We start from the raw sequence: 13,718 nt of genomic DNA on the forward strand, positions 1-13,718 counted from the left end.
TACTTTTTTCATCGGGACATTCTCTCAAGAAAAGTGGTCTCCGACAAACCCGGTACGGTTCAACTAATAGTAAAGTCAAATGTGGTGGCTGTGAGCGTACCAGTGTTAGTATCGCCTTTTACTTCAAAGGACTTCCAAAGCTCTTGATTTTCACTAGGACCAAAAGGATTAATGGTTCCATTGTTTAAAGCATCTTGGAGTTTACTTTTGTTTAAATACCCTCCAGCAAAACCGTCTGTCGCTTCACTACGTGCATAAGATAAACCTGTATTGATATCCCAACCGTAAGCTTCACCCTCTAAAGAGATTAATGCCCGATGTGATTCATTCACTGGATTAGACATGCGATTACCAGCTTGTGATCTCAAATAAAGTTCAAGGGGATTACCACTTAATCCAGCAACTTCAGGAGTTATACCATTACCAGGATAGTATGGACTTGTAGAAGGAAGAGTAACGGAGCGGCTGTAAACATCAGGTGCGATTGATGTAGTCACCTCATTTCGTGAGTAAACATATTCAGCGATAGCATTGAAATTATCATTTAATTTGAACGTACCTCGTCCTAAAGCAGATATTGTTTCTGTTTTGGGTACAATTCCTATCAATGCTTGTGTGTTGAGATAGCAGAGCCCACTATCAGCGATAGTATTAGGTGCATTATTACAGTTTAGATCGCCATAAGGATTACCAAGAGCTCCTGTAACGGGATCACGAAAATTTGCTGGGAAACCATTTGCAGAAGTTCCATCAATACCAAGCTCCGGTATTAAACCACCGCGTCGGCTAATTTTACGGTCTTTCGCCATAATGTCATTTGAACGACGATAGTCAATAACCCCCATAAGATTAAAGCCTTGTTCATCAAGATCACCATACCCCCCAAAAATTGAAATGTCTTGTTTATCACCACCACTTTGTTCTGGTTGAATAAAGCCAGCACTAATATTTAAACCTTCAAAAGACTTCTTGGTGATAAAGTTGATTACCCCAGCAATTGCATCCGCACCATAAATTGCCGAAGCACCATCACGTAAAATCTCAATACGATCAACCATTGCCATTGGAATAATATTTAGGTTTGTGGTTGAGGTGCTAAATGGACTGTATGCTAAACGTCGACCATTTAATAAGATTAATGTTTTATCCGTACCTAATGCTCGAAGATTCGCAGAAGAACCCTCAGTATTACTTGCACCTACATTTTGAGCTGTAGAAAACCCTGCTTGATTGGCACTAACCTTGGTTAAAGCTTCTTCGACTGTTGTAACACCTTGCTTTACAAGGTCATCTGCTCTAATCACCGTGATCGGAGATGCACTCTGTGCAGCAACGCCTTTAATCGATGATCCTGTAACGGCAACTTTGACGACTTTGGCGGGTTTATCCTCCGTGGTCGACTCATTTTCAGCTGCATGGGTCATTGTTAAACACAACATACTGAGACTCAGGGTACTGAGTTTGAGTACGGTTTTGCTCGCTTTTGGCATAGCATTTGATTGAACGAAATTAGTTTTTTTCATTAAATTTATAACCCCTAGTGGATTGTCACTCTTAAAGACTGAACAAGAGCGTTTTAGCAAGACATGTGCCAAATACATTTTTTGGATCAGGTTTAATCTAGAGTAAATTGTGTAAAAGCGTTCTAGTTTTATTGAATAAGCTTTTCATATTTTTACTATTTATTAAAAAATTATGAATTTATAAAAATATTTTTTATTGGCATTTTTTTACAGTTTTCTAGGTTTTATACATGGTATTAAAATGAAACATGCTAATTTATATGTGCATTTATTTGGTGCATTTTTATTTTATGTATTTTAAAACATGTATTTATAGCCTCTTATTTTAATTGTTAAGAATATTATGAAAAAATGAGATTTTGCATAAAGTTACTTTTAATTAGGATGAATAAATATTGATTGGAGGGGTGAATAGACGGGAGTCTAATTTTTCTATTTTTAAATTTGTTTGAAAAGTGGCATGAAATTAGCAATGTAATTTTGGGTCTTGATGTCGGTTTTACATCTGAATTATTTTTATGATTGGTAAAAATATCACAAACCATTCATTTTTGTGAACAAGATCATTGGATTAAGTCAGGCAGGTGAGATCGATGTGTGGTTGAATGCTATTCGAAAGTCTAGTATTTATTAAAAAACGATAATGTGAGCATTGAATTGAAGTCTAAATTTTTTACGGTCGCTTTGTTCTCAACCGTTATTGTATTTGCTCCTTTGGGAAACGCTAAAACTCCAGCGCAAGCGGATAAGGTGCTTCGAATCGCATTTGAAGCGCCTGACGATGGTTTTGATATGGTCAAAACTTTTAATTTTTATAGCGGTAATGTAGCCGATGTTATTTTTGAGAGATTGCTGCAATACGATTATCTAGCTAATCCTGTCAAGTTGGTTCCAGCTACGGCACAAAGTATGCCTGTGATCAAAGAAAATGGGAAAGTTTATATATTTAAAATAAAGCCAGGTATTTATTTTACTGCTGATCCAGCATTTAAAGGTCAGCGTAGAGAGTTAATTGCAGAAGACTATGTGTATTCGGTCAAACGTATTTTAGATCCTAAAAATCATTCTTCTTCATATGCATTTATCGACCAGAAAATTGTGGGTGCAAATGCCTTAGTTGAGCAAGCAAAACAAACAGGTCGCTTCAATTATGATGCCAAGATTGAGGGGGTAAAAGCCTTAGATCGATACACACTTCAATTTACCTTGACTCAACCTGATTATAACTTTCCCTATATTCTAGCTTATAGTACGTTTGGTGCTACTGCTCGTGAAGTAGTTGATTATTATAAAGATCGATTGGGAATGCACCCCGTAGGTACAGGACCTTACATGCTGAGTAAGTATGTGCCCCGTAGTAAAATAGAACTAGTAGCTAACCCAGATTATCGAGGTTTTGTTTGGAATTTTAAATCGACAGGAACTGCTTGGGATAACCAGTTAGTTAAAGAAATGACAGGCAAAAAAATGCCTCAAATTGGTAAAGTAAATATCAGTATTATTGAAGAAGAGCAGTCACGTTGGCTGGCATTTCAATCAAAACAACTCGATTTCGATAAGCTCACCTCGAGTTCCATTCCTAAAGTTTTAGACCAAAATAATCAACTTAAGCCTGCGATGCGACAAAAGGGGATTCGACTTTATCCGAACAAGGAGGCAGAGATCACCTATACCATGCTGAATATGCGTGATCCAATCATAGGTGGGAACAGTTTGGACAAAATTGCATTAAGACGCGCAATTGCGATGTCATTTAATGTTGATGAATATATTCGGATACTGAGAAAAGGACAGGCTGTTAAAGCTGAAATGTTGGTACCCGCGGGGGTAAATGGGCACAATCCAAAATATCGAAGTAGTATTGGCTATAACCCGAGTTTGGCTAATAAACTGTTAGATCATTTTGGTTATAAAAAAGGTGCTGATGGTTATCGAAATCTGCCAAATGGCAAAGCACTTGTTCTAAAAATAAATACTGAAAGTGGCTCATCCTCAGTGATGTATTCGGAGTTGTGGAAAAAGAATTTAGATGCGATCGGCATTCGCGCAGATTTCAGAGTAAGTAACTTCGCAGATAACTTAAAAGCAGCGACGCAATGTCAATATATGATTTGGGGTGGAGCTTGGCATGCAGACTATCCTGAAGGAGAAAATTTCACGCAACTATTATATGGACCGAATGTAGGCAGAGGTAATCAGTCTTGCTATAGCTCATCCGCTTATGATGGTTTGTATAAACAAGCGATGCAACAGCCTCCAGAAAAGCGCATGCCATATTACGAAAAAATGAGTCGTCAAATTGAAGCTGACAATCCTCTAATTTTACAAGATACCCGTATTCGAAATTGGGTGATCCAATCCCACGTTCAAGGTTTTAAAGCCCATCCAATTATGAACAGTAACTGGCAATATTTAGATATTGCTTCACCACGACAAAAATAAGTGTTGAGTTCAAGATGAAGCAAAATTATAAACTTTCATTGAAATCCTACAGTTTGGCGCTTTGTGTTGGGCTTATAGCGAGTTCTACAACCACTTTGACATTTGCTAAAAGTCCAGCTGATCCAAATAAAGTATTGCGTTATGTCTTTCCAGTCGCTGAAACTGGTTTTGATCCTGCAGGTGTGCATGATTTGTATTCTGCACATGTGAATGGTTCGATTTTCGAGACTTTATATACATATGATTATTTAGCATCGCCAGCAAAGTTAGTCCCTCGCACGGCAGTCGCATTACCTGAGATTAGTGCAGATGGTTTGACGTATACCATCCGTTTGCAAAAAGGGATTTATTTTGCAAATGATCCTGCTTTTAAAGGAAAAAAACGTGAACTCACATCTTTTGACTATGCGTATACCTTTAAACGACTCTTGGATCCGAATCTACATTCACCGAACAGTTGGTTACTGGATGGACGTATTGTTGGAATGGATGCGTTACAGAAGCAAGCGCAAAAGAATGGCAAATTCAATTACGACCAACCGATTGCGGGATTACAAACGCCAGACCGATACACATTGGTTATCCGTCTAACTCGACCAGACCAAAACTTTCCAATGTTACTTGCACATCAACCAGCAGGTGCTGTGGCAAGAGAAGTGATCGAAAAATATCGAAACAAAGCTGGGTTTGCGATGGGTCATCCTGTGGGTACAGGACCTTATATGTTATCTCGCTGGACACCAGGTTCAAGAATTATTTTAAAAGCCAATCCTGATTTTCGTAGTTTTGTATGGAACTTTAAAGCGAGTTCCCCTGAAGACCAGAAAATTGTAAAAGCGATGCAAGGCAAAAAAATGCCTCAGATTGGTGTGATTGACATCCAAGTGATGGAAGAAGGGCAATCCCGCTGGTTGTCATTCAGTAAAGATGAGGTTGACTTATTTCAACTTGATGGTGAATTGACTGTACAGGCTTTACAAAATGGTAAGTTAAAACCTGAATTGGTGAAAAAAGGTGTGCAATTATCTCGCATCGTTGATCCATCACTTGACTATCATTATTGGAACATGCAAAACCCTGTTGTTGGGGGATTAAGCAAAGAAAAAATAGCCTTACGCCGTGCGATTGCGATGGCATTTTCTGCAGATAACTACATCAATATCTTGCAAAAAGGTGATGCTAAAAAATTACAAGCACCAATCCCAGAAGGTGTTGTTGGTTATGACCCAAATTACAGATCAAGTATTCCTTATTCAGTCAAAGCAGCCAATCTATTATTAGATCGTTATCTGTACAAAGTTGGTACAAATGGTTGGAGAACCTTGCCAAATGGTAAGCCTTTGGTCATAGAGATGACTGTTAGTGGTAGTAGTTTACGTAGTCAACAACAAGCTGAATTCTGGAAGAAAATCCTTGATGGTCTCAAGATACAGATGACCACACAATCTCTCCCATTTTCAGAAGCCTTGAAGTTGGAAAAGCAATGTAAAACCATGTTCAAAGCTTCAGCTTGGATCGCAGATTATCCTGATGCCGATAATTTTATGCAGTTGTTTTATGGCAAAAATATCAATGTAACGAACAATGGTTGTATCAAAATTCCTGAATTTGATCGTCTTTATGAACAAACTCAAAACATGGTGCCAGGTCCAGAGCGCGATGCCATATACAGAAAAATGTCACGTATTTTAGAGGTTTATATGCCTGTACAAGTGATCGGTGCTCGTTACCGAAATATTCTGGCGCAGCCTCGAGTGATTGGTTTTAAAAAGCATCCAATACTTCCTGCGGAGTGGATGTACATCGATATTGATATGAAGAAATAAAATTTAAAGAACTGGAGTAACAATGAAACATTACAATTTAAAACTCACCACCTTCTGCCTACTCACGATGGGAGTTAATCAATTTTCATCGGCAGATAACTTGACTCGACAAACCTTACCGTTATTTCAGTCAAAAGATATTCCAGCATTATGTGACGCCAAAATTAACGATGTTAAAAAACAGCTTACGTCCTTAGAAGCTCTTCAACTTGCTCAAGATACGCCAGCCGCTCCAATATTGGCAAAATGGGATGCGATTCTTGCTTCTTTTGAGAATTTTTACGGTCCAATCGGTTTATATAGCAACGTAGATCCTGATGAAGCAGTTCGCAAAGCTGCAGAAGATTGTGAGGTTAAAATTAGTCAGTTTCAAACTGAAATTTTGCAAAATTCAAAACTTTATCAACAATTTAAAAAAATTAAATCTACTGATCCTATCGATCAAAAGTTTCAAGCTGATATCTTGAAAGATTTTGAAGAAAAAGGGATACAACTCCCTGTTGATAAACAGCAGCGTTTAAAAGAAATATTGGATCAACTCACTAAAATAGAGCAAGAATATAGTCGGAACGTTCGTGATAATAAGCAGAAGCTAGAATTTACTGCTGCTGAGTTAAAAGGTTTACCACAAAGCTATATTGATGCTTTAAAGAAAAATGAAAAAGGAAGTTATTTACTAGGATTTGAATATCCAGAATATCGTCCATTTATGGAGCTTGCAGAAAATGACGAGGCACGAAAGCGTTATCAAGTCGCATTTACACGCCGTGGTGGTGAAAAGAATCTGAATTTATTAAAACAAGCTGTCGATTTGAGATATGAACTTGCAAAACTGTTTGGAAAATCAAGTTATGCTGAATGGGTTTTACAAAAACGCATGGCAAAAACACCTGAAGCAGTGAATACCTTTCTGGCAGATATTCATGCAACAGTTTCGCCTTTAGAACAAAAAGAAGTACAAACCTTACAAGCATTTAAAGCTCAAACATTAAATATTCCACTTGAGCAAGCCAAAATCGAACGATGGAGTGAAGCGTACTGGAGTGAAAAGTTACGCAAAGCTAAATATCAAGTAGATCAAGAAAAACTGCGTGAATATTTTCCAACTCAAGCAGCACAAGATTGGTTATTTGCGATTTCATCTAACTTATATGGTATCGAGTTTAAACCTGTAAAAGTGCCTGCGTGGCAAGATGAAGTTGAATATTACGATGTAACGGATACCAAAACTGGAAAATTGCTGGGCGGACTATACATGGACAAATTCCCACGTGAAGGGAAATATGGTCATGCTGCTGTGTGGAGTGTTTATGGGCGAAGTACATTAACTGATCGTAAACCTATTTCAGCTTTAGTGACTAACTTTAACCGTCAAGGATTGACCAGTGATGAGCTAGAAACTTTTGTACATGAGTTTGGACATGCTTTACATGGCATCCTTTCCAACACTCGATATTCATCACAAACGGGCACTACCGTTGAGCGAGATTTTGTAGAAGCTCCTTCTCAGATGTATGAAGAATGGGCAAGACGAAAAGAGACACTTTCTAAACTTGCAGATTATTGCCAACCTGCCTGCCCAAGAGTTGATGAAGCATTAATTAAAAAGTTAGCCGCTGTACATAGTTACGGTCGTGGTTTGCATTATGCACGTCAAACTTTATACGCCCAGTATGATATGGCATTGCATGGAACGGATGCTTTGAAGGTACAGCCATTGGATGTGTGGAAGAAAATGGAAAATGCTACAGCACTTGGGTACGTACCAACAACTGAGTTCCCTGGACAGTTCAATCACATCATGAATGGTTATCAAGTAGGTTATTACGGATATATGTGGTCTGAGGTTATGGCTTTGGATATGTTGTCGGCATTTGGCGATAACTTAAATAATCCAAAAGTTGGTCAGCATTATCGACAAACAATTTTATCTCAAGGTAGCCAAAAACCAGCAGAAAAGTTGGTCGAAGATTTCCTCGGACGTAAACCGAACAACAAAGCATTTTTTGATGAAATTACAGGTCAACGAGTGAAATAAGGGAGCATCTTTATGCTGGCATATATCATACGCCGTATATGGCAGATGATCCCAACGATGCTCGGGGTCGTGCTGCTGATTTTTTTCTTATTCAATTGGGTGGGGGGAGATCCTGCATATATCTTGGCAGGAAAAATGTCGAATCCTGAGCAAATAGAAAATATCCGTCAACAGTTAGGTGTCGATCAGCCTTATTACGTTCAACTTTGGATCTTTATCAAGCAAATTATAAGCTTCGATTATGGTGTGAGTTGGAGTACAGGTGAATCGGTCTCGCAAATTATAAGCACGCGTTTAGGGCCATCATTGACGATTTTGATTCCATTGACGATTTTACAAACCGTTATTTCGATCATTTTGGCGTTGGCTGTTGCCTCAGTGCGAGGAAGTTTGACTGATCGTATGGTAATGATGCTTTGCACGATTGGAATGTCGATTAGTATTTTGGTTTATATCATTATTTTTCAATACTTCTTTGCTTATCAACTTGGTTGGTTTCCAGTTCAAGGCTGGAGCGATAGCTTCAGTGAAAATCTATTCAAATATGCATTATTACCTGTTCTTATCATGTTGGTGGTAAGTATCGCCCCGACTTTAAGACTGTATCGTAGCTTTATTTTAGATGAGGTGAATCAGGACTATGTGCGCACGGCACGCGCTAAAGGGGTGAGTGAACGACGTGTCTATGGCGTGCATGTTTTACGTAATGCTTCGATTCCGATTGTGACGGATGTGATGGCAACTTTACCTGCTTTGTTAATTGGTGCCTTTTTGATCGAACGCTTTTTTGGTATTCCAGGGATCGGTCGAGAAGTCATTATTGCCGTTGAACGAAGTGATTTTCCTGTGATTAAAGCGATTACGGTATACGTTGCCGCTGCGACCATGTTTTTTAACTTAATTGCTGATCTGATTTATAAATTAATCGATCCGCGTGTAGAGTTGAAGTAGGTGAACTATGCTGAGTGTATTATCAAAACGAAAAGAGCAAGTTCAGACTAATACCGCATCTTCAGGATTATGGCGTTTGGCAGTACAACGATTAAAAGCTGATCGTATTGCTATGGCATCCTTATTCATCGTATTCGCCTATTTCATTGTGCTGCTACTATCTGTTACAGGCGTAATCGCCTCGGATTGGAACAAAGAAGTCGCAGTTAGTTATGCACCGCCAACCTTTATGGGCGCTGATACTGAAGATTCGCCTCTGAGTCCAGTCGCCAAGCAAGTGGAAGTTCTACCTGAAAATCCAGTCGATCCTTTAAAAGATATTTTACGGGAATTAAATACTCAAACAGCACAACAAACCTCAGGCAATGCAGCCATTGATTACTACGGTGTAACCGATCCATTGGCATCGGATATGCAAGCAATCAATCAGCAACTTGGAGGCGAGTTACTTGATCAAAAGCAAGAGCTGAAATCAACTTTGGCATTCGGTGCAGATAAATGGGGGCAAGATGTTCTCCTTAAAACGATTAAAGGCGCAGAAACTTCGATTCTTGTAGGATTACTATCAGCACTTTTAGCTGTTGTAATTGGGACTTTTCTTGGTGCAATCGCGGGATATTTTGGTGGTTGGGTAGATGATGTGCTCAATTGGTTCTATAACATCTTTACCTCAATACCTTATCTATTATTGGTTTTGGCTGTTGCAGCGGTTTTGCAGCAGAAAGGTATTCTTTCGATTGTATTAATTCTAGGTTTAACAGGCTGGACAGGAGTGTTCCGTTTGATTCGTGCTGAATATATGAAGCATAAATCTCGTGAATATGTACTTGCTGCCAAAGCAATTGGGGTCAGCCATTTCCGCCGTATGTTTGTGCATATTTTCCCGAACGTGAGTCATATCGCGTTGGTTCAGATTTCAATTCTAGTGGTAGCGTTTATCAAGTCAGAAGTGATCTTAAGCTTCCTCGGCTTTGGTGTTCCTGTCGGTGTTGTGTCATGGGGCAGTATGTTGAATGAGGCACAAACCGAATTGATTTTAGGGAAATGGTGGCAATTGGCTGCCGCATCGATTGCGATGGCGGTGTTAGTGACAGCATTTTCTATGTTTACTGATGCATTACGTGATGCATTGGATCCAAAACTGAAATAGCGGAGTGAGATGAGATGACAACAATAAATGAATCACCGTTATTAAAAGTTGAAAATCTTGAGGTGAGTTTTAAATCCGAGAGCAAACAATGGATTAAAACTGTTAAAGGGATTTCGTTTAGTATCCCAAAAAATAAAACAGTTGCTTTAGTTGGAGAGTCGGGAAGTGGTAAATCAGTCACTTCATTGGCAGTTATGGGATTGTTACCGAAAGGACAAAGTCAAATTTCAGAACAGAGCCAAATCCGTTTTGAAGATAAAGACTTACTCAATCTATCTGTTGCAGAGTTACGTAATATTTGTGGAAAAGATATTGCGATGATTTTCCAAGAGCCAATGTCATCATTAAATCCAGTATTTACCGTTGGTGATCAAATTGCAGAGGTTTTGCGTATCCACTTGGGTATGGGACGTAAACAAGCTCGTGCACGTGTTTTAGAATTATTGAAAGAAGTCGGTATTCCATCTCCCGACACCAAGATCGATGCTTATCCAAGTCAATTATCTGGTGGTCAACAACAACGTGTGATGATTGCGATGGCGATCGCTTGTGAACCGAAACTATTGATTGCGGATGAGCCTACAACTGCACTAGATGTCACCATTCAAAAACAAATTATTGATTTGTTGGAGTCTTTGCGTCAGCGTCGTGAAATGTCAATGTTGTTTATTACCCATGATTTGGCATTGGTCGGTGAAATTGCCGATGAAGTGATTGTAATGCGTCATGGTGAAATTCGTGAAAGTGGAGATGCTCAACAAGTTTTAGAACAACCGAATGATGTCTATACGCGAGCATTGTTGCATTGTCGTCCACAACTATCTTCACGTCCATATCGTTTACCTGTGACCAGTGACTTTATGAAACAAGAAAATGGTCAGCTTATCGAAGCCATTAATCTGTCAACGTCTCATCTGCAAGAACGTAGTCGTGGCTTAACAGGTGACGAGCCGATTATCTTGGATGTACAAAATCTCAAAAAATCATTTTATAGTCGTAAAGGTTTATGGGGACGTGATGAGTTTCAGGCGGTGAAAGGTGTTTCCTTTAAACTGGCAAAGGGCAAAACATTGGGTTTGGTGGGTGAGTCTGGATCTGGGAAAACGACAATTGGTTTGTTACTTATGCGATTGCATGAAGCAACTGGTGGTCAGGCCTTTATAGATGGTAAAGATATTCTTGCGATGTCAGAGAAGGAATTTGCCCTCTATCAACGTAAAATTCAGATCATTTTCCAAAATCCTTACGCATCATTAAATCCTCGTTTTACCATTGGGCAGATTTTACTTGAACCGATGCGTATTCATGGGATCGGTCAAAATGATCAAGAGCGTAAAAAAATTGCACTAGAGCTTCTGGAGCGTGTTAGCCTACCTGTTGAAGCATATGATCGTTATCCACATGAGTTTTCGGGAGGACAGCGTCAACGGATTGCGATTGCACGTTGCTTAACTTTGAAACCTGAGATTTTGATCTGTGATGAGTCAGTTTCAGCGCTTGATGTGTCTGTACAGGCTCAGGTATTAAACTTGCTTCAGGATTTACAGGATGAGTTTGGTTTGAGTTATATTTTTATTTCTCATGATTTATCTGTGGTGAAATATATTTCAGATCAAGTAATGGTCATGAATCATGGGGAAGTGGTTGAAATTGCAAATTCAGATGAGCTCTATTTGAATCCTCAACATGAATATACTCAAAAATTATTAAAAGCAATTCCACAAGGTATTGCTTAGCTAGCTTCTGATTTTCATATCTAAGTCCCATAAAAAAACGCTCAAATTTGAGCGTTTTTTTATTTAAATTGCTGAGCAATTAGAACTTTTTAAAACCTTTATTCAGGCCAATAGTTTTGCGTCCACTGTTGCCGTTATTATTGGCATTTGGGCGTTGTTGTTGCTCTGGTTGTTCATCATCACGACGTTGTTGACGTAAATAACCTCCACGACGCGCCGCCATTGGTTTTTCACTCATGCGTTCAGTACGACGTTTTGCCATACCGAATAAGCCCGTACCTTGACGAGGTTTTAATTCAACTGATTTCGCTAAGTTATCGATATCGGCTTTATCGAGTTCCATCCAGCGACCTGTGCGTAATTCACGTGGCAAAATCACTGTACCGTAACGAGTACGGAGTAGACGACTTACTTTTAAACCTTGTGATTCAAAGATACGACGTACTTCACGATTACGACCCTCTTTCACAACAACTTGATACCAACGGTTAATTCCATCGCCACCAATTTCGGAGAAAGATTCAAACTTAGCAGGACCATCTTCAAGTTCGACGCCCTTGAGCATATTGTTACGGATTTGCGGAGTGACTTCACCCATAACACGCACGGCATATTCACGTTCTACTTCATTTGAAGGGTGCATTAAGCGGTTAGCAAGCTCACCATCATTTGTAAAAATCAATAAACCAGTACTGTTGATATCAAGACGACCCACCATCACCCAACGATCATTGGCGATTTGGGGTAAGTGATCAAATACAGTAGGGCGTTTCTCAGGATCATTGCGTGAGCAAATCTCACCTTCAGGCTTGTAGTAGATCAATACACGACGACGTATTTCGTCTTCAATCTGGAATTGTACTTTACGACCATCGATACGGAGTTCATCAGTCGGTTCAATACGTTCACCCACTTGGGCGATTTTACCATTGATGCTGACACGACCAGCAGCAATAACTTCTTCCATATAACGACGTGAGCCTAACCCCACTCTCGCCAGTACCTTTTGTAATTTTTCACTCATGACAGCACAACCTTAGACATAATGATCAACAGTTCACCTTCTCAAGACTTCGGCGCATGTGCATCGAGAGCCATGAATGCTTCCTTGGCGTTCTGTAGGGGAGGCAATTGACCTAGCGAAGCTAAACCAAAAGCATTTAAAAATTGAGGCGTTGTAACTAACAACGCGGGTCTTCCAGGTAAATCTCTAAAACCAGATTCTTTAATCCAGTTCCAGTCAAAAAGCGTTCTCAAGTTTTGGCTATTGTTTGAAACACCACGAATTTGTTCGATATCAGCACGTGTTACAGGTTGATGATAAGCAATCACTGCAACCGTTTCGAGTAAAGAAGGAGAAAGTTTCGTCGGACGTTCAGGCCAAACTTGCGCGATAATATTTCGATATTTTGCACGGACTTGAAAACGAAAGCCCTGTGCAGTTTCAATTAATTCAATAGATCGACCATGCTGCAACATTGCAAGCTGTTGCACAAAAGTACGTAATTGTTGCTTATTATATTGGTTTTGAAATGCTTCTTTTAGTCGTGCTAGTGAAACTGGGGAGTCGCTGGCAAATAAAATAGCCTCAATTTGCAACAAAACATCATGATGGATATCTTCAAGTGACATGCCTTCATGTGAATCGAATTGTTCTAAACTCATGCTGATACTCCTTGAATAGTTAATGGAGCCTCTATACCAGAATGAATAATTTGAATTTTTTGTTGTCTCGTGAGTTCAAGAACAGCCATAAATGTTACAACCATTCCCATACGACCTTGTTTTGGATTTAGCAGCTCAATAAAACTCAAGCTCAAACCAGTTGCAAGTTGACTTTCGATGAAGGCGATTCGCTCTTCTAACAATACAGGTTCTTGTGCAACAACATGTTTAACAGGTTCAGGACGATTGAATACGCAAAACAAAGCATCACGTAATGCATCTACATCATAACCTTCATAAATCGGAGCAATATGACCTATGCTTACGTTAGTACTAAAAGTATCTCGCTCAAAAATTGGCATTTGCCCTAATTTTTCAGCCACTTGT

Annotated in this window: 9 protein-coding genes and 1 pseudogene; 6 read left to right on the top strand and 4 right to left on the bottom strand. The window is 39.3% G+C overall.

The annotated features are described in order from the left end of the window. Positions 1-62: 62 nt before the first annotated feature. Positions 63-1,523: pseudogene (locus tag A2003_RS04240) on the bottom strand (TonB-dependent receptor plug domain-containing protein); the annotation flags it as partial. Between the two features lie 657 nt (positions 1,524-2,180). On the opposite strand from A2003_RS04240, the gene A2003_RS04245 reads away from it, so the two are divergent. Genes A2003_RS04245 through A2003_RS04270 form a run of 6 tightly spaced genes read left to right on the top strand, consistent with a single transcriptional unit; the run spans position 2,181 to position 11,666 of the window. Beyond that, positions 2,181-3,965, top strand: a complete 1,785-nt coding sequence (locus tag A2003_RS04245; protein WP_129262015.1) for an ABC transporter substrate-binding protein — start codon at positions 2,181-2,183, stop codon at positions 3,963-3,965. A 14-nt stretch (positions 3,966-3,979) separates the two neighbouring features. Next, the gene (locus tag A2003_RS04250) at positions 3,980-5,791 is read left to right on the top strand and encodes an ABC transporter substrate-binding protein (RefSeq protein ID WP_286686851.1); all 1,812 of its coding nucleotides are present in this window, start codon (positions 3,980-3,982) and stop codon (positions 5,789-5,791) included. 22 nt (positions 5,792-5,813) lie between these two features. Beyond that, entirely contained in the window at positions 5,814-7,829 is a 2,016-nt protein-coding gene (locus tag A2003_RS04255; RefSeq protein ID WP_286686852.1) for a M3 family metallopeptidase, read from the top strand. 12 nt (positions 7,830-7,841) lie between these two features. Beyond that, positions 7,842-8,780, top strand: coding sequence for an ABC transporter permease (locus tag A2003_RS04260; RefSeq protein WP_042891421.1), 939 nt, complete (start codon positions 7,842-7,844; stop codon positions 8,778-8,780). Between the two features lie 7 nt (positions 8,781-8,787). Then, a complete protein-coding gene (locus tag A2003_RS04265; RefSeq protein ID WP_286686853.1) occupies positions 8,788-9,930 on the top strand; it encodes an ABC transporter permease in 1,143 nt (380 codons plus the stop codon). A 14-nt stretch (positions 9,931-9,944) separates the two neighbouring features. Further along, the gene (locus A2003_RS04270) at positions 9,945-11,666 is read left to right on the top strand and encodes an ABC transporter ATP-binding protein (RefSeq protein ID WP_286686854.1); all 1,722 of its coding nucleotides are present in this window, start codon (positions 9,945-9,947) and stop codon (positions 11,664-11,666) included. A 79-nt stretch (positions 11,667-11,745) separates the two neighbouring features. Here the strand turns inward: A2003_RS04270 and rluB are convergent, their stop codons facing one another. From rluB to A2003_RS04285, 3 genes are all read right to left on the bottom strand, one after another. After that, entirely contained in the window at positions 11,746-12,690 is a 945-nt protein-coding gene (rluB, locus tag A2003_RS04275) for a 23S rRNA pseudouridine(2605) synthase RluB (protein ID WP_004952611.1), read from the bottom strand. Between the two features lie 41 nt (positions 12,691-12,731). Next, on the bottom strand, positions 12,732-13,331 hold the full coding sequence (gene scpB / locus A2003_RS04280; RefSeq protein WP_004914032.1) for an SMC-Scp complex subunit ScpB: 600 nt from the start codon (positions 13,329-13,331) through the stop codon (positions 12,732-12,734). Next, positions 13,328-13,718: segregation/condensation protein A (locus tag A2003_RS04285; RefSeq protein ID WP_353743757.1), on the bottom strand; the 391-nt coding region annotated here is incomplete at its 5' end. The genes A2003_RS04285 and scpB, both read right to left, overlap by 4 nt.

The sequence above is a fragment of the Acinetobacter sp. GWC1_38_13 genome (assembly GCF_001767535.1).
Classification (GTDB): Bacteria; Pseudomonadota; Gammaproteobacteria; order Pseudomonadales; family Moraxellaceae; genus Acinetobacter; species Acinetobacter junii.